Raw genomic sequence first — 21,038 nt, 5'->3', positions numbered from 1 at the left:
ATGTTCTCTAACAAAGAAAGTTTTCAACAAGCTTTTCTAAAGAAGCTTGAAATGACATACGGTAAAAGCTTTAATGAGTCAACCGTTCGAGATCAATATCATACGTTAGGGAATATGGTCAGAGAGTATATTAGTAGCAACTGGATTGCGACAAATGAGCAAAATCGCAACTCAAATACAAAGCAAGTCTATTATTTATCGATTGAATTTCTTCTTGGTCGGTTATTAGGTCAAAATTTATTGAATTTAGGTATTAGAGAGGTAGTTGAACAGGGACTACAAGAATTAGGAATTTCTTTTGAAGATATCGAGGATGTCGAAGCAGATGCGGGCCTTGGAAACGGTGGATTAGGCCGGTTAGCTTCTTGTTTCCTGGATTCATTGGCATCTACCAATCTGCCAGGCCATGGTTTTGGTATACGTTATAAACATGGTTTATTTGAGCAGAAGATTGTCGATGGATTTCAAGTAGAGCTACCAGAGCAGTGGTTAAGACATGAAAACTCTTGGGAAGTTCGCAAGTCCGATCAAGCAATCGAAGTAGGGTTTTGGGGAGAGATTGAATCTTATTGTGAAAAAGGTAGGCTTCAATTTCGACATATTGATAGTGAAATGATTACGGCTGTACCATATGATATCCCAGTCATTGGATTCAATAATGATACAGTAAATACATTAAGGTTATGGAATGCAGAGCCTTCTACTTTTCCTATTTATAAAGATGTCATGGAGTATAAAAGAGAAACAGAAGCAGTATCGGAATTTTTATATCCTGATGACACACACGATGATGGGAAAATTCTGCGTTTGAAGCAGCAGTATTTTTTAGTGTCCGCTAGTCTACAAAGTATTGTAAAGTCGCATCGTAAAACATATGGTACACTCTTAAACTTTCACGACAAGGTTGCCATTCACATAAATGATACACATCCTGTATTAGCAATCCCAGAATTAATGCGCATTCTTTTAGATGAAGAAAAGATAGGATGGGATGAGGCTTGGGCAATTACAACTCAAACCATTTCATATACAAATCATACAACGTTATCCGAAGCGCTGGAAAAATGGCCAGTTCACATCTTTAAACCGCTACTTCCACGGATTTTTATGATCATTGAAGAAGTAAATGAACGTTATTGTAGAGAACTTTGGGAGCGCTATCCTGGTAATTGGGAAAAGATTGAGCATATGGCTATTATTGCGCATGGATTAGTGAAGATGGCTCACTTAGCTATTGTAGGCAGTTATCAAGTAAATGGTGTAGCTAAAATCCATACAGAAATCTTAAAAGAGCGTGAAATGAAAGATTTCTATGAAGTATACCCAGAGAAGTTTTCCAATAAAACGAATGGTATTACTCATCGTCGCTGGCTATTGAAAGCAAATCCTCAATTGTCAGCATTAATTAATGAAACAGTTGGAGACGAATGGATTCATCAGCCTCAACTTTTGTCACGTTTAAACGAGTATGCATATGATAATGCTTTTAAGGAAAGCTTAGAGCGAGTTAAAACAGAAAAGAAAGTAGCGTTAGCGCAACTAATCAAAGAGAAAAATGGTATTGTGGTGGATGAGCATTCTATTTTCGATGTTCATGTAAAGAGGCTGCATGCATATAAGAGACAATTATTAAATGTATTGCATATTATGTATCTTTATAATCGCTTAAAAGAGGATTCCAATTTCTCTATTCATCCGAGAACGTTTATTTTTGGAGCAAAAGCATCACCTGGTTATTATTATGCGAAAAAGGTTATTAAGCTTATTAATTCGTTAGCGGATAAAATAAATAACGACCCACAAACGTCTCATTTACTGAAGGTTGTGTTTTTAGAGAACTATCGCGTTTCACTAGCAGAAAAGATATTTCCAGCTGCGGATGTAAGTGAACAAATCTCTACAGCAAGCAAAGAAGCTTCAGGAACAGGAAACATGAAATTTATGATGAATGGAGCCCTTACAGTAGGAACACTAGACGGAGCAAACGTTGAAATTTGTGAAGCGATTGGTGAACATAATATGTTCCTTTTTGGTTTAAAAGCTGAGGAAGTTCTTCATTATAATCGTAATGGTGGTTATCGTTCCTATGATTATTATCACCATGATAAACGAATCAAGCAGGTGATGGAACAGTTAGTTAATGGCTTTTTCCCACACTCGTATGATTTATTTGAGCCTATCTACGATTCTTTACTGATGCAAAATGACGAATACTATGTTTTAAGAGACTTTGCTTCTTATGTAACAGCTCAAGAACGAGTAAACGAAGCGTATTTGAATAAGTCTAAATGGTTTGAGATGAGTACACTTAATATTGCTCAATCAGGGTATTTTTCAAGTGATCGTACAATTAAAGAGTATGCAAATAGTATTTGGCATATTGAGCCAACAAACTATGTTAGAAATAACTAGCGTCATACTAGAATGAAACGTAAGTACCGTTAAGTAAAAATCTTCATATGCAAAACCCCTTGTTCGTTACCCATTCATAATGGTTTTTTCCTGACAAGGGGTACTGCAGGGTGAGTGGAACGAGACAGAAGTTCTCTCTCTTATTTCACTCCCCCTTTTTTATTAGTCTTCTGTATATGGGTCTTTCTCATAGCCAGGTAAATCACCAAATACAGACATGATTCCTTCTTCGTCTAGTGCGTCCTCATACATTTCATGCTTCTTCGTTGGATAAATAGGTAAAGGTTGTCCATACAAGTCATTAGCAGCAAAATTTTCATAATCTTCCACATAGCCGAGTCGTTCATCTGCTTCAACATAAGTTTCACTGTAATATTCCGTATCCTCAATAAAATCTGAAGGTGACTCGGATGTTCCATAACGAGCAACGTCTTGCCATGTATCTTCTGAATCATATGGTTCAGCGTACTTTTCATCGTATTCGTATTGTCCAAAAGGGTGATTTAATACCGCTTCTTCAATTGGACGGTCTGTTGAAGTATGTTGTGATGGACTATGTTCTTTACAGTATTGTGTCGTTGGTACGGCTTGTAATCGTTCGAAAGAAATGTCTCTTCCACACGTTTTACAGCTTCCATATTGATTTGCAGACATTGCTTGTAATGCTGCATCAATTTCTTTTAATTCTTCTTCCATATGTTCATTTAATGCCTGATCTTTTCCACGCTCGTACGTTTCAGTACCTGTATCAGCAGGATGATTATCATAGCTCGATAATTCCCCTGTTGAATCATGAGCATCACTACGAGTTAGTCCAAATGAGTCATTTTGTTGAAAATGTTCTTCTATGGCTTGCTTTCGACTCATTAATTCTATTTTTAGTTCTTGAATTTGAGTTGACTGTAACAAGATGATATCCCCCTTTAGAAAGTAACACTTCTTCTTTCACTATTATTTACGAAAATAATTAAAAAAACACGAGCTTGAATCAAGCAAAGTAAGAGGTTATATACATAAAAAAGCCTCTAACTCGTCTAGTAAGTAAGAATAACTAAATCGAGTATAGAGACTTTTGGTAAATCTTTATTTAGGTTTGGTTTTTCATCGAGCACATGTTTAGAGAAAGTAACTAATAAATAAACCAATAGATAAAAGAAAGCCGAAAATCGTATTTGTTTGAGCAGTTGCCTTCATGGCTGGCATCATTTGAAGCGGAACCGTTTTTCCAATGAAGCCTTTGATAGCCTTAATTGGCTTTGGAATGCTAAGGAAGACAAGGAAAATCCAAGCACTTGCATATCCAACAAGTACTAAACCAATAACCCAAACGTAGGAAACAATGAACATTGATGCTAATAAATAAATCGCACCTGTTCTTCCTAATAAAATGGCAATGGTTTTTCTTCCGAATTCTTTATCTCCATCGAGGTCTCGAATGTTGTTAGCGAGAAGGATCGCACCAACAAGAATAGCGATTGGAATTGAAACTAATATGCTTTCCATTGTAACGGTATTCGTTTGAATGAAAAACGAAATTAAAATAATGGTTAGTCCCATGAAAAGCCCAGCTGCTAATTCGCCAAATGGTGTATAAGCAATTGGAAGTGGTCCACCCGTATAAAAGTAACCGGCTGCCATACAAACTAATCCAACCGCTGCAAGCCACCAGCTTGTGTTCATGCAAATATAAACACCTAGCAAAAGGGCAAGGCCATAGCAGCCTAATGCTAAGTTTAGAACTGTAGACGGTTTAAAACCGTCGCGAACAATCGCTCCTCCAATCCCTACGGATTCAGCGGTATCAAGTCCGCGTTTGTAATCGTAATATTCATTAAACATGTTTGTAGCTGCTTGGATAAGTAAACATGCTACTAACATGGCTATGAATAAAGGAACATGAATCATCGTGTAGAACATGGCTAACGCTGTTCCAATTAAAACAGGTACAAATGCAGCAGTTAACGTATGTGGTCGAGTTAGTTGCCATAAAACTTTGCCACGGCTTTGTTTTGCCACTGCTGTGTCGTTCTGGATGTTTGCCTGCATGAAGCCTCTTCCTTTCTTTATGAAAAAGGTCACTATTTAATTTACACCTTTTATCTCTTTCTTTTTCACCTAAGAAATAGGTAACAAATACAAGTTGATTTTTTAGGTAACGAGTACACGTTAATAATAAACCAAGTGGTACATATTTAGTGTAGAAAAAGCCTTATGGAGTGTCAATGTTTTTTAGTGAGGAACGGACATGTTCGTTTACCTTAAAATGGGGTAAACACTTGTTACAAAGGTACAAACTAGATTTTTTATAGGTAAAAGTTTATAATAAATTAGTTACAGAGTATAAAGAGAAGTGAATGGGGGGGACGTAGTGTGATTGCAGTAACAGATCAATTTATACAAAAACAACTTAAAGATGTGATTGAACGTGTAAACATGGACGGCAAAACAAAACTCGTCAGCTTAGTGAAAAAAGTGAAGCCTATCGATCCCCTTATATTCTATAGAAATGGTACGAAAGAGTTTTCTCACCAACGTTTTTTCTGGCAAGATCCAGATCGAACATTTTCGCTAGTAGGATTAGGATATGCTCACATTATAAGCACAGAACGTCATGGAGATCGTTTTCACTATATCGAAAAAGAATGGAAGCGCTTTATAAAAGAAGATGTTATTTGTATAGATGATTTTCCAGATGGAACAGGCCCATTGTTATTCGGGGGGTTTTCTTTTGATCCAGAACAACAAAAAGAACAAAAGTGGAGTGAGTTCTCAAGTGGAAAGTTCATGGTTCCCACTTATTTATATACAATAAAAGATGGCGAAGCTTTCTTTACTGCTAATATTGTTGTTCGTCCAACCGATCATATTGATCGTTATCATCACATGTTTGATGAGAAAGAGAAAGAGCTATTTCAACTCAACCGTACACGTTCTCAAGAACAAAGTATTGCACGAGTGATGAATCACTATGAAGTAGAGCCAGATCGATTTAAAGAGTCTGTGAAACAGGCTACAAGTCGCATTAAAGGTGAGCGAATTGAAAAAGTAGTGTTGGCTCGTCAAATGGAACTCATTTTTCATCAACCTGTACAAAAAGAGATGATTTTAGAGCGATTAGTAAAAGAGCAACCAACTAGTTATGTGTATACATTCGAAAATACAAGACACAGCTTTATAGGAGCTTCACCAGAGCGTTTAATTAAAAGAAACAAATCCGATGTATTTTCTACTTGTTTAGCAGGATCCATTCGTCGAGGAGATACAGTTGCAGAAGATGAAGAGCTTGGTCAACAATTGCTTACAGATGAAAAGAACCTTATTGAACATGATGTGGTTGTTCATATGATTAAAGAGGCAATGAAGCAGTATTGTACCAATGTCCAACTACCTACAGGTCCGACGTTATATAAAACAAAACATATTCAACATTTATATACACCGGTAAACGGGACAATGAGAGATGGAGTTACTTTATTTTCGTTTTTAGAAAAACTTCATCCAACTCCTGCTTTAGGAGGGTTTCCACAGAAAAAAGCATTAGAAGTGATAAGGGAATTAGAATATTTTGACCGAGGTTGGTATGCTGCACCGATTGGATGGATGGATATGCAAGGGAATGGAGAATTCATTGTAGGCATCCGCTCCGGCTTATTTTCTGAAAAAGGAGCTACTTTATTTGCCGGTTGCGGGATTGTAGCTGATTCAGATCCAGAAAGTGAATATGAAGAAACGAAAATAAAGTTTAATCCAATGTTGTCAGCTTTAGGAGGAACTGATCATGTCACACATGAATAATTTAACTTCGTATCTTGCGTCTTTTATCGATGAGCTATCAAATGCAAATGTGTATGATGTGGTCGTTAGTCCAGGTTCACGATCCACCCCTTTAGCTCTCTTAATGGCCGAACATCCAGACATTCGCGTTCATCTTAATATTGATGAGCGCTCGGCTGGTTTTTTTGCGTTAGGAATGGCGAAGGCTAAAAAGGTACCTGTTGCTTTGTTATGTACGTCGGGTACAGCTGCTGCCAATTACTATCCGGCAGTGGTCGAAGCTCATTACTCAAGAATACCGCTGTTAATCATTACAGCGGATCGACCTCATGAATTACGAGACATTGGAGCCCCTCAAGCTATCGATCAAATGCACTTATTTGGAAAGTATGCGAAGTGGTTTGCTGAATTGGCATTGCCAGAGGAAACACCAAACATGATACGTTATATTCGTACAGTAGCTGGACGAGCTATTCATACAGCTTCCGCAACTCCAGCGGGCCCAGTACACTTGAATGTTCCTTTGCGTGAACCTCTTGTACCAAACCTATCATTAGAGGGATTATGGGAAAATGGAAAGCGCCAAGAGACTTCTTACGTTAAAGGGACAAGTGGGCGTATGACATTATCACAACAAGAGTTCAAACAGTTAGCGGACCGACTTGAGCGTTATGAGAAAGGGTTAATTGTATGCGGTGACCATGTTGATGAAAATTTGGCTTCTTCCATTTGTGCATTAGCTGAGAAGCTACAATTTCCAATCATTGCAGATCCTCTATCGCAAGTGAGAAGCGGGAAACATGACAAGCGCTATGTCATTTCTACATACGATACGATTTTAAAAAATGACGAGCTATTTGAATTGTTGCATCCAGACGTTGTCATTCGATTCGGCGCGATGCCTGTTTCAAAACCATTAACACTTCTGTTGAAAAATTATCCACCAACTGAGATGTTTGTGATTGATGAAGGAAACGGATGGAGAGATCCTACGTTATTAGCTACAAACATGATCTCTTGTCATGACCTTGAATTTTGCGACTCACTTGTTCAGTATCTCAATGAAAAATCATCTGAAAATAGTCAGTGGCTAAATATTTGGGACCAATTAAATCACTTGGTAACTTGTGTATTAACAGAGGTGACAAGTAAAGATGACCGCTTATTTGAAGGAAGAATTGTGAGTCAGTTAGTTCAACACTTGCCAGAACAATCAACGTTATTTGTCGGAAACTCAATGCCAATTCGAGATGTTGATACATTTTTTATGAACAATGAAAAATCGATTCGTGTTTTAGCAAATCGAGGTGCAAATGGCATAGATGGAGTCGTATCAACAGCTTTAGGTGTAAGTATGGTACATGAGCACACGGTATTATTAATTGGTGATTTATCTTTTTACCATGACTTGAACGGTCTGTTAGCTGCAAAAATGCTTAACCTAAACTTAACGGTTGTTTTAGTAAATAATGATGGAGGCGGTATCTTCTCGTTCTTGCCTCAATCTAAAGAGGAAAAGCACTTTGAATCTCTATTCGGAACACCAACAGGTATTGATTATGAGCACGTTGTGAACATGTATGGAGGAACTTTTCTAAAGGCTAAAACATGGGATGATTTTGGTATGTACCTTCGAGATTCGGTTTCATCAAAAGGGTTACATGTAATTGAAGTTCAAACAAATCGACAAGAAAATGTTCAATTGCATCGAAAGTTGTGGAATAATGTTTCCCAGGAAATGAATAAAATGGTGAAGAAACAATGAAATTATCAGTAAATGGTGTTTTTTATCATGTAGATGTACAAGGTAAAGGAGAGCCGCTGTTACTCTTACATGGTTTTACTGGTTCGAGTGAAACATGGAAGACGTTTTATACTCAATGGAAGCACTATCGGCTTATCAACATCGATATTATCGGCCATGGACAAACAGATAGCCCAAGTTATGTTCACCTTTATACAATGGAATCTATGTGTGAAGTCATTACTTGTATCCTACGACAACTTAATGTCTCAAAAGCCCATGTGCTTGGGTATTCAATGGGTGGTCGACTTGCTTTATCGTTTGCCACTTTTTATCCGCAATTTGTTCAATCGCTCATCCTTGAAAGTGCATCTCCTGGGCTAGAAACAGAAATAGAAAGAGAGCATCGTCGACAGAGTGATGAAGCATTAGCTCAAGAAATTGAGTTGAAAGGAATTGAATCGTTTGTGAATCAATGGGAAAACATACCGTTATTTGCCTCGCAAAAGAAACTTCCAGCTAATACTCAACAGCACATTCGACAAGAACGGTTGCAGCAGACAGAAAGAGGACTCGCGAATAGTTTACGCGGAATGGGAACGGGTGTACAAAAATCTTTATGGAATGAATTGCAAGCTGTAGATGCGCCAGTTTTGTTACTGGCAGGAGATGAAGATCAAAAGTTTTGTCAGATTGCCATGAAGATGGAGAAATTACTACCTAAATCGACAAAAAAAATAATTTCGCGTGCAGGTCATGCAATCCATGTGGAACAACCGCAGATTTTTGGTACAATAGTAAATGAGTTTATATCTACTACATAAAAGCTAGGAGGAAAACGAAATGACAGTTGAATGGACATCTGAACGTCAATACGAAGATATTCTATATGAAACATATAATGGTATCGCAAAAATTACCATTAATCGTCCAGAAGTACACAATGCATTCCGTCCGAAAACAGTAATGGAGTTAATTGACGCATTTGCTTATGCGCGCGATGATTCAAATGTTGGGGTAATCGTTCTTGCAGGTGCAGGAGACAAAGCATTCTGTTCTGGTGGTGACCAAAAGGTACGCGGACATGGTGGATATGTTGGAGAAGACGAAATTCCACGCTTGAATGTATTAGATTTACAACGTTTAATTCGCGTTATTCCAAAACCGGTTGTTGCAATGGTATCAGGTTACGCAATTGGTGGTGGCCATGTTCTTCACATTGTATGTGACTTAACGATTGCAGCAGACAACGCAGTCTTTGGTCAAACAGGTCCAAAGGTAGGAAGTTTTGATGCAGGATACGGTTCAGGCTATTTAGCTCGTATCGTTGGTCATAAGAAAGCGCGTGAAATTTGGTATTTATGCCGTCAATATAATGCGCAAGAAGCTCTTGATATGGGACTAGTTAACACGGTTGTACCTCTTGAACAGTTAGAAGAAGAAACAATCAAGTGGTGTGAAGAAATGTTAGAAAAGAGTCCAACAGCGTTACGCTTCTTAAAAGCAGCATTCAATGCAGATTCAGACGGTTTAGCTGGTATACAGCAATTAGCAGGAGATGCTACCCTTCTTTATTACACAACAGAGGAAGCAAAAGAAGGAAGAGATGCGTTTAAAGAAAAACGCACACCAGACTTCAAGCAATTCCCTCGTTTCCCATAAGAAGCAAAACAGCTTGGTGAATGATCATCAAGCTGTTTTTGTACCATTCTTTTATGAAAGAAGATGACGAATATGACAACCATTCCAAATTGGTTGATGAAAAGAGCATGTATGACACCAGATCGAGTAGCCATCGAAACGGATGATGAAGTGGTCACATTTAAAAACCTACATGAACAAGCGTTATCTGTAGCGGAGCAATTTACTTATCATGGTGTGAAAAAAGGAGATACCGTCGCTGTTTTGATGCACAATCGTCTATCGATGGTTTATGTCATACATGCACTCAAATATATAGGCGTTCAAACTGTATTGTTAAATACTCGTCTAACATCAGCTGAAATCGCTTATCAGCTAGAGGATTCAAAAGCAACTTTACTTGTTTATGATGATGAATTCCAAAGAGTCGTCAAAGAAAGTATGTTAGCTAATCAATTGTCGTTCGTGCCTATTTCAACATTGAGTGAGAGTCCTAAAAAAGCATTTGATGTTGTGAAAGAATTTTCTTTAGATGATGCGGATACGATTATGTATACATCAGGAACAACTGGGCAGCCAAAAGGTGTCATTCAAACATATGGAAATCATTGGTGGAGTGCCATGGGTTCGGCACTTAACTTAGGTCTTCATGAAAACGATTGTTGGCTTGTAGCCGTACCTCTCTTTCACATTAGTGGGTTATCCATTCTTATGCGGAGTGTTTTTTACGGGATGAGAGTCATTTTACATCATCAGTTTTATGCGCAGAAAGTAAATGAAGCCATCGAAAAGCAAGGTGTCACTATTGTTTCTGTTGTGACAACAATGTTGACAAAAATGCTCGATGAACTCGGTGAACATCACTATCCACAAACATTTCGCTGTATGTTAGTAGGTGGAGGACCAGCACCTTTACCTGTTCTAAGGCAGTGTGTAGAGAAAAAGATTCCTGTTTATCAAACGTATGGCATGACGGAAACGGCTTCACAAGTGGTGACACTAGCTCCAGAGTACAGTTTAGCGAAATTAGGTTCAGCAGGAAAAGCATTGTTTCCTTGTGAAATTCAAATTGTAAATGACCAAGGAGAAATTGTAGAATCGAATAAGTCAGGTGAAATTGTCGTGAAAGGACCTAATGTGACAGTGGGTTATTTAAACAACTTAGAAAAAACAAAGGCCACCATTCAAAATGGTTGGCTTCATACTGGCGATGTTGGGTATTTAGATGAGCAAGGCTTTTTGTATGTGTTAGACCGAAGATCTGATTTAATCATTTCTGGTGGAGAAAATGTGTATCCAGCTGAGATTGAAAGTGTCCTTAGGTCCCATCCGGCTGTTTCCGATGCGGGCGTAACGGCTGTATCTGATGAGAAGTGGGGACAAGTACCATACGGGTTTGTTACATTGAAGACTATGATAACTGAACAAGAACTCACTTCTTATTGTGCGTCACGTCTAGCTAAATATAAAGTGCCGAAAAAGGTTTTCGTTGTAGAAGCATTACCAAGAAATGCTTCTAATAAATTAGTGCGTCGAAATCTGCTTTCGTTAGTGAGTGAGAAGAGTGAATATACAAGAGATTAACCTGTATTTTATTGAAATGGAACTACTTCATGCCTTTTCGACTAGTTATGGAACAGTTAAGAATCGAGAATTGATTCTTGTAGAAGTAAAAGATGAAGTAGGTATAACAGGGTGGGGGGAAGTTGTTGCATTTTCTACACCATGGTATACAGAAGAAACGATTCAAACGTGTTTTCATATACTTGAGAACTTTTTAATTCCATCATTATTAGGTAAAAACATTGAGCACCCAAGTGAAGTCACGACGCTATTTCGTTCAATTAAACGAAACCATATGGCAAAAGCAGCACTTGATTGTGCTGTTTGGGATTTGTATGCGAAGCGAGAAGGTGTCCCACTCTCTACATTATTAGGGGGGACCCGTAAAACAATAGAAGCAGGTGTTGTCATTGGCATTAATGAGTTACCAGTGATGATTAAAACAATTGAGAAGCATGTACAAGAAGGGTACAAGCGCTTTAAAGTAAAGATAAAACCAGGAAATGATTATGAGGTCATTAAAGGAATTCGTCAGCATTTTCCGACCTTACCATTAATGGCAGATGCAAACTCAGGATATACGTTACAAGATATTGATTTACTAAAAAGGTTAAATGACTTTCATTTAATGATGATTGAACAACCGTTAGACTCAGATGATATTATTGACCACGCGCAACTTCAGAAACAACTAAAGACTCCCATCTGCTTGGATGAAAGCATCGTGTCATATGAAGATGCTCGAAAAGCAATTGAGTTAGGAAGCTGTCAGGTTATAAATGTTAAAATTGGTCGCGTTGGTGGATTATCAGAAGCCGTTAAAATTCATGATTTATGCAAAAAAACAGGTATTCAATTATGGGTTGGTGGGATGTTAGAGTCAGGTATTTCAAGAGCACATAATATTGCCTTAGCATCATTGCCACACTTTACTATTCCGGGAGATATTTCTGCCTCTTCCCGATACTGGAATCAAGATGTCATTAGTCCAGAAGTAACGCTTAGTGATGGAGAGATCCTTGTCCCAACGAGTGCAGGGATTGGATATGAGGTTAATGAAAGCTATGTTAAACAACTTGCAAAACAAGTAAAAATCTATACACTCTAAATCAATGCGTCGTTATGTGAAAGTGTTCAAAAGATTTGAACTGGAGATCTATTTTCTTTTTAAATAGGATAGAGTAAAATTCTATAATCTCAGAAAAACAGTTAAAGGGTGTCTTAGAAGTGGTGATTATACCATTCTAAGGCACTCTTTTTCTATCTTTGTCGGTGAAAAGAGGTTGACAAAATTTTGTCCGAGCTATAAATTTTGTATTAAGGAAACTTTTTGTGATAAACGCATAAAATATGGTTGAGACGAAAAAAAGGGCTCGGATAAAAATTTTTACACTTATTTTTGGATGAAGGAAAAACTTTAGATATAGGGAAAATGAGGAGGAAAGAACATTGAAGAAATTTCTTTTAGTTATGGTGTCTGTGTTTTTACTAATAATGGTTGTAGGCTGTCAGCAAGCGAATAATGAAACAAAACGAGAAGAGGGAAAGGTTGTCGTTACGACGACAATTGGACAGATTGCTGATATCGTAAAAAATGTTGGTGGAGAGCACGTACAAGTTGAAGGATTGATGGGACCGGGAGTCGACCCTCACCTTTATCAACCATCCCACGGGGACATCAAAAAGTTACAAGAAGCCGACCTTATCTTTTATAATGGTCTACATTTAGAAGGAAAAATGGATGAGGTATTTAAGAAAATTAGCAAAGACAAACCTGTGGTAGCAGTGGGCGAATCGGTTCCAAAAGAAAAATTATTATCGAAGCAAGAAGATGCAACAGCGCATGATCCTCATATTTGGTTTGATATCGAACTGTGGTCTTACGCTGTTCACGCTGTAAAAGATGAATTAATTAAATATGATCAAGAAAATAAAGCAGATTATGAAAAAAATGCCGATGAATACCTGACACAATTAGAAGAAGTTCAATCATATGCTAAAGAACAGTTTTCACACATTCCAGGTGAAAGTCGAGTATTAGTGACTGCACATGATGCGTTTGGTTATTTTGGAAGAGCGTATGATATTGACGTAAAGGGTCTTCAAGGACTTAGTACAGATGCTGAGTATGGTTTAAAAGATGTACAGAGTCTCGTAAATATGTTAGCAGAAAGAAACGTGAAAGCAGTTTTTGTGGAGAGTAGTGTTTCGCAGCGATCGATTCAAGCAGTTGTAGAAGGTGCGAAGAAAAAAGGTCACACGGTTTCAATTGGCGGTGAACTATTCTCTGATGCGATGGGAGAAGAAGGGACAGAAGAAGGAACATATATTGGGATGTATCGTCACAATATCGACACGATTGTTTCTGCATTAAAATAAGGAGGAACGAAAATGGATGCTATAAAAGTTGAAAATATAACAGTTGCTTATCAAAAAAAGCCCGTTTTACAGGAAGTAGGGTTTGAAATTCCAGAAGGGAAGCTTGTAGGAATTATTGGGCCTAACGGAGCCGGTAAATCAACATTAATTAAAGCGATTTTAGGATTAGTTCCAAAAGCATCTGGAAGTATAGCAATCTATGATAAACCTTATAAAGCGCAGCGCAAACTAGTAGGATATGTCCCGCAACGAGGTTCCGTTGATTGGGACTTTCCTACAAATGCACTTGATGTCGTATTAATGGGCAGATATGGTCACGTCGGTTGGTTTAAGCGACCATCGAAAAAAGACCGTGAAATTGCAATGTCATGCTTAGAAAAAGTTGGAATGAGCAGTTATGCGAATCGACAAATTAGTCAATTATCAGGCGGTCAACAACAGCGCGTGTTCTTAGCTAGAGCGCTCGCACAAGATGCACAAATTTATTTTATGGATGAACCGTTTGTAGGAGTAGATGCTGCGACGGAAAAAGCAATTATTGGGTTGTTAAATGAACTAAAAGAACAAGGAAAGACTGTCCTAGTTGTACATCATGATTTACAGACCGTATCAGAGTACTTTGATTGGACGTTATTGTTGAATATGAGGAAAATTGCAATTGGCCCAACAGATGAGATTTTTACACTCGATAACTTACAAAAAACATATGGTGGAAGACTTGCATTTTTACAACAAGGTAACGCCATTGTAGAACAGCGATAAGGTGGGGTTACAATGAGCGGTATAGAAGCGCTTTTTACAGATGCAAATACACAATGGGTTTTAATTGGAACCCTTTTACTTGGATTAGCAAGTGGTGTATTAGGAAGTTTTGCATTGTTGAAAAAACAAAGCCTAATTGGAGATGCGATGGCTCACGCTGCATTGCCAGGTATCTGTGTCGCATTCTTGATTATTCAACAAAAAGATATGCTTTGGTTGCTTATAGGTGCAGCCATTTCAGGTTTAATTGGCACGTATTTTATTCAAGCGGTTGTCCGACATTCTCGTATTAAAGAAGATACATCGATTGGGTTGGTGTTGTCTGTTTTCTTTGGATTTGGGATTGTCTTGTTAACATATATTCAACACAATAGTGGAGCGAGTAAAAGTGGATTAGATGATTTTATCTTTGGTCAAGCGGCTTCATTAGTAGGAACGGATGTAAAAGTGATTAGTACAATTGCTTTTATCCTGGTTATCATTACAGCTGCTTTGTTTAAAGAGTTAAAGTTAATGACGTTTGACCCACAATTCGCACAAGGAATTGGCTTACCAACGAGAATGTTAAATGGCTTATTTATGACATTAATTGTGTTAGCTGTGGTCATTGGATTGCAAGCTGTTGGGGTTATTTTAATGTCAGCACTATTAATTACACCTGCCATTACAGCACGATACTGGACAGAGCGATTAGATGTGATGGCTTGTTTGTCAGGTGTTGTTGGGATGTTATCTGGAGTGAGTGGAACCATTTTAAGTGCAACCATTACAGGAATGCCTACGGGTCCGATGATTATTTTATCTGCGACGACACTTTTTCTCTTTTCCATGATCTTTGCACCGAATCGAGGGCTAGTAGCAAAAGCGATGAAGCATATGATGATAAGAAGAAAAGTAAGAGTAGAAAACACGCTCATTGTCCTATATGAACAACTAGAGAGAGTAGTTAATCATGAGGAGAAGCTAATTCCGACTATAAAGGAAGAGAGAATGCTTGAAGCGAGTCAATTTTCTACGATGGAAGTTTCTCATTCTTTGAAGAAGTTACAACGAAAGTCATTGATTTTTCAACCTACTTCTCACGAATGGAGCTTTACAAAAGAAGGGTTAGAAAAGGCTCATCAACTCGTGTTATCTTATCGCTTTATGGAAGTGTATTTAATGAATGAAATGAAATACGGTCATCTTCACCTTCGAACAGAGGTTAGTGATTTCAATGACTTACAAACTAGTATTAAAGAGGAATTTATGAATCTTCTTAAACAATATGACCGAGAACCTACATTGCTTCATACGTTAGTAGGACGTTTACCGAATAGTTACGATAAGAAGCAAAAAATGAGCACCGTTCCTACAAGTAAGAAAGGAGCAAGAAACGTATGAGTTATGAAGCATGGATTATTTTAACTGGATCACTTGTGGGAGTGACATGTGGGATTATTGGTTGTTTTCTTATCTTAAGGAGAATGGCAATGTTAGCAGATGCGATTAGTCATACCGTATTACTAGGCATTGTCGGAGCTTTTTTGGTTAGTAACAGCTTAGATGGTATTTATATGTTAATAGGTGCCGCGATTGTTGGCTTGATGACGGCATGGCTTGTTCAAGTGCTACACTCAACAGGTATCCAAACTGATGCTTCTATTGGTGTTGTGTTTACGTCGTTATTTGCTTTAGGTGTAGTTTTAATTACTCTATATGCAGGAAATATTCATTTAGATGTTGATCATGCGCTAATGGGTGATATCACATTTGTGCCATGGAACACGGTAGAGATAGCTGGGATGTCACTTGGTCCAAAAGCGGTTTGGATGCTAGGGAGTGTACTATTCTTAAATCTGTTGCTCATCGGTTTATTTTATAAAGAATTAAAGCTGACGTCGTTTGATCCACAGATGGCGGTTGCAATTGGTATTCCAGTTGCGTTCATTCATTATTTGTTGATGGGAATGCTATCTCTTTCAACTGTCGCGTCTTTTGATAGCGTGGGAGCTATTCTTGTGGTTGCCATGCTCATTGTTCCAGGAGCGACAGCCTATTTACTAACAGATCGTTTAAGTATCATGCTAGTTATTAGTGCTATTGTCGGTGTATGTTCAGCCGTTGTGGGTTATTATCTAGCTGTATGCTTAAATGTATCAATTGCTGGAGCGATGGCGTCGGTTGCCGGTCTATTATTTGCATTAACGTTTGTATTGTCACCAACACACGGTTTATTAGCAAAGTGGAAAGCAAGAAGAGGATTTAAGCAATCAAACGCCTAAAATAAGTAACTCTATATAGTAATCATCCCCCTTTTAGTAGCAAAGTTGAAAAATTTTGCTACTAAAAGGGGGTTATTTTTTAAAAGCCTTTTATCGCCGCTTTAACTTAAGTAAATAGAATGAGTCGAAAATTCTTTTTTAAAAAACAGTTGCTACTTTTCTTGTTTGTCCTTTATAATGTGTATACAACACAATATCTTGTCTTATACATAAGTTTTAAATACTATATTTTGTGTTATCCGTTAAAAAAGGTGTCGCGTATCGACTTAATAGGGAATCTGGTTAAAGTCCAGAACTGTCCCCGCAACTGTGAGTGCTGATGAAATAAGGAATCCACTGTGATCATCATGGGAAGGCCTTAAAGTAAAGTGAAGCATAAGTCAGGAGACCTGCCTTTTTTATTTCGTTTTATCTTCTTCGGGAGGTGAGAGGGTAGAACGAGGAGTCGAAAAGAGTTTTTCTCTTTTTTTATCTTCGTTCTATTCGCTCATCCTACACAGGTGAGCGTTTTTTATTTTGATAGAAAAAGGGAGGAATAGAGAGATGGCAAAAGTGACAGACTCAACACCACTACAATGGGTGAACACATATATCGAACAACTAAAAATGAAGTTCCCAAAACTTCATTTCTCGTCGTATGAAGAAAAAATGATTCAAACGATTGCTGTAAAAGAAGAGATGGGTGCCGATAAAATCGCAAACGCTTTTGTTTTAACAGCACTTGATTACATCTCAATGGAAGAGCCTGATTGGACATACGTGGCTGCAAGTGTGTATTTGGATGAATTATATAGACAAGCAGCTCGAAACCGAGGATACGACCGTGCACAAAAATACGGCTCATTTTATGAACTGGTCTCTCATTTAACGAGCATCGGTATCTATAATGATCAGCTTATCCAATCATATTCAAAAGAAGAAATGGCTGATATTCAACAAATCATTGATCCAACTCGCGATGAGCTCTTCACGTACATAGGGTTGCTCACACTTGCTGATCGATATTTAGCAAAATCACATGATAAAGCAGTATATGAACTGCCTCAAGAGCGTTTTTTAGTCATTGCGATGACACTAATGATGAAAGAAGACAAAGCAAAACGTCTTGACCTTATAAAAGAAGCGTATTGGGCGATGTCAAATTTATATATGACTGTGGCAACTCCAACATTAGCAAACGCAGGTAAGACGTATGGTCAATTATCATCTTGTTTCATCGATACAGTGGAAGATAGTTTAGATGGAATTTATCATTCTAATACAGACAGTGCTAAGCTCTCTAAATTTGGAGGCGGTATCGGGGTTTATGTTGGAAAGATCCGTTCGTTAGGCTCTGATATTCGAGGATTTAAAGGGAATTCTAGTGGAATTGTTCCATGGATTAAACAAATCAATAATACTGCAGTTTCAGTTGATCAATTAGGGCAACGTCAAGGTGCGATTGCAGTTTATTATAATGTGTTTGGAAAAGACATTATGAGTTTTCTAGATTTGCGTTTGAACAACGGAGATGAAAGGCTTCGCGCACATGATATTTTCACAGGAGTGTGTATCCCTGACAATTTTATGAGAGCAGTGGAGAATCGTGAACCATACTATGTATTTGATCCTCATCCGATTAAAAAGAAATTAGGTTTTGAACTCGACGCCTTTTTTGATGCAAAAGAGTTACAAGAAGGAGAAGTGCCAAACGCTGACGATCATGCATTTACATACCATTACAACAAGTGTGTGGAAGCAGCTAAAGACGGGTTATTAGAGGATGGATATGATGTGATTCCAGCAATCGACATTATGAAACGAATCATGATTTCACAGTTAGAAACAGGTACGCCGTATATGTTCTACCGTGATACAGTTAATCGTGCGAATGCTAATAGTCATAAAGGAATGATTTACTGTAGTAACTTATGTACAGAAATTGCACAAAACATGAGTGCAACGACTGTGACAGAAGAGTATGTAACAGCAGACGGAAAAGTGGTGACTGTGCGAGAGTCCGGCGATTACGTGGTATGTAATTTGTCATCTATTAATTTAGCACGAGCGGTGAGTGATGATGTGCTGCCTCGTCTCATTTCTATCCAAGTACGCATGTTAGATAATGTTATTGAGCTTAATACCATTCCTGTCTTACAAGCTCAAGTAACCAATCAAAAGTATCGTGGAATTGGATTAGGAACGTTTGGCTTTCATCATCTTTTAGCATTAAAAGGAATTACGTGGGAATCCGAAGAAGCCGTTCAATACGTAGATGATCTATATGAGGAAATTGCTTATTATACGATTGAAACTTCCATGAAGCTAGCGAAAGAAAAAGGTTCATATCCTGTGTTTGAAGGTTCGAGTTGGCAAACCGGAACCTATTTTACAAGCAGAGGATATAAAAGTGAAAAGTGGGATAAATTGCGTGAAAAAGTCAAAACACATGGTATTCGAAATGGATATTTAATGGCTGTAGCACCTAATTCATCGACATCAATTATCGCGGGATCGACAGCAAGTATTGACCCTATTTTTCGTAAATTTTATTCTGAAGAGAAGAAAGATTATAAGATACCAGTGACTGCACCTGATTTGACTGAAAAGACAAATTGGTATTATAAATCCGTTTATTTTATTGATCAAAAGTGGAGTATTAAACAAAATTCGAAACGCCAACGTCACATTGATCAATCCATTTCTTTTAATTTATATATTCGCAATGACATTCGTGCAAAGGATTTATTAGATTTGCATGTGATGGCTTGGAAGGAGAAGTTGAAAACGACGTATTATGTACGTTCAACATCAAACGATGTCGTGGAAGAATGCGAAAGTTGTCATAGCTAAAAAGGGAGAGATGGACATGTCTACACTACTACAGAAGCGTTTATTAATGGACGAGCAAGCACCAAATCGATCGACAGCAATCATTAATGGAGAAAGTTCTAACATCTTAAACTGGGACGACGTACGATTTTCCTGGGCTTATCCAAAGTATAAGCGAATGCTAGCTAATTTTTGGGTTCCATTTGAAATTAATATGAGCCAAGATATTAAACAATTTCCACAGCTATCAAAAGATGAGCAAGAAAGTTTCTTGAAAATTGTTGGTCTATTAGCGTTGTTAGATAGCATTCAATCAGATTATGCGAGTAAAGTAGCAGACTATGTGACGGACTCTTCAATCAATGCATTGATGATTATTTTGGCACAACAAGAGGTGGTTCATAACCATTCTTACTCATATGTATTATCTAGTATCGTGTCCAAATCAAAACAAGATGAAGTGTTCGAATATTGGCGAACTGATGAAAAACTTCGAAAACGAAATGATTTTGTCACGAATGGATACAAGCAATTTGTTGAACATCCAACAGTCGAAAATTTCTTGAAATCAATTGTATTTGACGTGATCTTGGAGGGCCTATTCTTCTATAGCGGTTTTGCATTTTTCTATAATCTAGCTCGTAACCAAAAGATGGTTGCTACGTCTACCATGATTAATTACATCAATCGAGACGAGCAACTTCACGTGGGTCTTTTTGAAAAAATTTTTAAAGAAGTATTGTATGAAAACCCGGAATGTAACACAGAGGAGCTACAACAATTTGTGGTGCAGACGTTCCAACAAGCAGCATTACTTGAAATAGAATGGGCTGAGTCCATTATTGGTGAGAAATTTGACGGCATAACGATGAAAGAAATTGAACAATATATACACTATATGGCAAATAAGCGATGCAATCAATTAGGGTTTGGACGAGATGTATTTCCACATGCACCGATTCAAAATCCTTTGCGATGGATTATTGCGTATCAAGAAGTTGATTTAGGGAAAACCGACTTCTTTGAACAAAAGTCAAGACAGTATACGAAAGCATCAGATTTAAATGGGTTTGATGAGCTTTAGGAAGGAATACATGTGATGACTCAAAAAATTCCAATGCAGCAATCAAAGGTGGTTCAAACAAGGCTTGTTTTACCACCTGATACAAATCATATGGGCTCCATTTTTGGTGGGAAAGTATTAGCGTATATTGATGAAGTTGCTGCCATTTCTGCAATGAAACATTCACGATCGATTGTTGTTACAGCATCGATTGACTCTGTTAATTTTCTTTCGCCCGTAACAGTTGGAGATGTGTTAACTCTAGAAGCATTTGTGACTTCTACAGGTCGTACGTCAATGGAAGTGTATGTACGTGTAAAACGTGAAAGTTGGAAAACGGGTGAACAGACGCTCACGACCACAAGTTTTTTGACAATGGTCGCAGTGGATAATGAAGGTAAACCGTTAGAAGTGCCAAGTGTTTATCCTGAAACAGATGAAGAAAAAGAGCTTTATCAATCAGCAATGGAAAGGCGTCAAAAACGAGGGAAATAAAAAAAGATTGGTCTTGTATATGAGCGATTTTCTGCTCAACGAGGCCAATCTTTTTGTTTAATTGAGAATTAATATCAATAAATCATTGACAAAGATAATCATTATCAATTAAGTTATAAATAGAAAGAAT

The 21,038-nt window shown here is 37.7% G+C and carries 16 protein-coding genes and 1 riboswitch; of the genes, 14 read left to right on the top strand and 2 right to left on the bottom strand.

What is annotated here, in order from left to right:
- Entirely contained in the window at positions 1 to 2,412 is a 2,412-nt protein-coding gene (locus DIS06_RS15935; protein WP_110114231.1) for a glycogen/starch/alpha-glucan phosphorylase, read from the top strand.
- A 162-nt stretch (positions 2,413 to 2,574) separates the two neighbouring features.
- On the opposite strand, the gene DIS06_RS15930 is transcribed toward DIS06_RS15935, so the two are convergent.
- Positions 2,575 to 3,321 carry a TraR/DksA C4-type zinc finger protein gene (locus DIS06_RS15930; protein WP_110114230.1) on the bottom strand — a complete coding sequence of 249 codons (747 nt, stop codon included), beginning with the start codon at positions 3,319 to 3,321 and terminating at the stop codon, positions 2,575 to 2,577.
- Positions 3,322 to 3,528: 207 nt separating this feature from the next.
- Positions 3,529 to 4,458 (bottom strand): 1,4-dihydroxy-2-naphthoate polyprenyltransferase, encoded by a 930-nt coding sequence (locus DIS06_RS15925; RefSeq protein ID WP_110114229.1) that lies wholly within the window; start codon positions 4,456 to 4,458, stop codon positions 3,529 to 3,531.
- 324 nt (positions 4,459 to 4,782) lie between these two features.
- Between DIS06_RS15925 and DIS06_RS15920 the strand changes: the two genes are divergently transcribed.
- The 13 genes from DIS06_RS15920 to DIS06_RS15860 all read left to right on the top strand — a co-directional run bounded on the left by DIS06_RS15920 (position 4,783) and on the right by DIS06_RS15860 (position 20,908).
- Positions 4,783 to 6,207 (top strand): isochorismate synthase, encoded by a 1,425-nt coding sequence (locus DIS06_RS15920; protein ID WP_110114228.1) that lies wholly within the window; start codon positions 4,783 to 4,785, stop codon positions 6,205 to 6,207.
- Positions 6,191 to 7,951 (top strand): 2-succinyl-5-enolpyruvyl-6-hydroxy-3-cyclohexene-1-carboxylic-acid synthase, encoded by a 1,761-nt coding sequence (gene menD, locus DIS06_RS15915; protein WP_110114227.1) that lies wholly within the window; start codon positions 6,191 to 6,193, stop codon positions 7,949 to 7,951. The genes DIS06_RS15920 and menD overlap by 17 nt, the downstream gene beginning before the upstream one ends.
- A complete protein-coding gene (menH, locus tag DIS06_RS15910) occupies positions 7,948 to 8,754 on the top strand; it encodes a 2-succinyl-6-hydroxy-2,4-cyclohexadiene-1-carboxylate synthase (protein WP_110114226.1) in 807 nt (268 codons plus the stop codon). The genes menD and menH overlap by 4 nt, the downstream gene beginning before the upstream one ends.
- Before the next feature lie 19 nt (positions 8,755 to 8,773).
- Positions 8,774 to 9,592 carry a 1,4-dihydroxy-2-naphthoyl-CoA synthase gene (menB, locus tag DIS06_RS15905; RefSeq protein ID WP_110114225.1) on the top strand — a complete coding sequence of 273 codons (819 nt, stop codon included), beginning with the start codon at positions 8,774 to 8,776 and terminating at the stop codon, positions 9,590 to 9,592.
- 72 nt (positions 9,593 to 9,664) lie between these two features.
- Entirely contained in the window at positions 9,665 to 11,155 is a 1,491-nt protein-coding gene (locus tag DIS06_RS15900; RefSeq protein WP_110114224.1) for an o-succinylbenzoate--CoA ligase, read from the top strand.
- Positions 11,136 to 12,242, top strand: coding sequence for an o-succinylbenzoate synthase (menC, locus tag DIS06_RS15895; RefSeq protein WP_110114223.1), 1,107 nt, complete (start codon positions 11,136 to 11,138; stop codon positions 12,240 to 12,242). Before DIS06_RS15900 ends, menC begins: the two co-directional genes overlap by 20 nt.
- Before the next feature lie 341 nt (positions 12,243 to 12,583).
- On the top strand, positions 12,584 to 13,513 hold the full coding sequence (locus tag DIS06_RS15890; protein WP_110114222.1) for a metal ABC transporter solute-binding protein, Zn/Mn family: 930 nt from the start codon (positions 12,584 to 12,586) through the stop codon (positions 13,511 to 13,513).
- Positions 13,514 to 13,525: 12 nt separating this feature from the next.
- A complete protein-coding gene (locus tag DIS06_RS15885; RefSeq protein ID WP_110114221.1) occupies positions 13,526 to 14,275 on the top strand; it encodes a metal ABC transporter ATP-binding protein in 750 nt (249 codons plus the stop codon).
- 12 nt (positions 14,276 to 14,287) lie between these two features.
- Positions 14,288 to 15,658, top strand: coding sequence for a metal ABC transporter permease (locus tag DIS06_RS15880; RefSeq protein WP_110114220.1), 1,371 nt, complete (start codon positions 14,288 to 14,290; stop codon positions 15,656 to 15,658).
- The gene (locus DIS06_RS15875; protein ID WP_110114219.1) at positions 15,655 to 16,539 is read left to right on the top strand and encodes a metal ABC transporter permease; all 885 of its coding nucleotides are present in this window, start codon (positions 15,655 to 15,657) and stop codon (positions 16,537 to 16,539) included. Before DIS06_RS15880 ends, DIS06_RS15875 begins: the two co-directional genes overlap by 4 nt.
- A gap of 232 nt (positions 16,540 to 16,771) precedes the next feature.
- Positions 16,772 to 16,950: riboswitch (cobalamin riboswitch) on the top strand.
- Positions 16,951 to 17,082: 132 nt separating this feature from the next.
- Entirely contained in the window at positions 17,083 to 19,371 is a 2,289-nt protein-coding gene (locus DIS06_RS15870) for a ribonucleoside-diphosphate reductase subunit alpha (RefSeq protein ID WP_110114218.1), read from the top strand.
- 16 nt (positions 19,372 to 19,387) lie between these two features.
- A complete protein-coding gene (locus DIS06_RS15865; RefSeq protein ID WP_110114241.1) occupies positions 19,388 to 20,434 on the top strand; it encodes a ribonucleotide-diphosphate reductase subunit beta in 1,047 nt (348 codons plus the stop codon).
- 15 nt (positions 20,435 to 20,449) lie between these two features.
- Positions 20,450 to 20,908 (top strand): acyl-CoA thioesterase, encoded by a 459-nt coding sequence (locus DIS06_RS15860; protein ID WP_110114240.1) that lies wholly within the window; start codon positions 20,450 to 20,452, stop codon positions 20,906 to 20,908.
- Positions 20,909 to 21,038 lie beyond the last annotated feature (130 nt).

This window comes from Bacillus sp. CGMCC 1.16541, from assembly GCF_003184905.1.
Lineage (GTDB): Bacteria > Bacillota > Bacilli > Bacillales > Bacillaceae_H > Priestia.
Note: the sequence above shows the minus strand (reverse complement) of the source record. Positions and strands in the feature narration are given on the sequence as shown.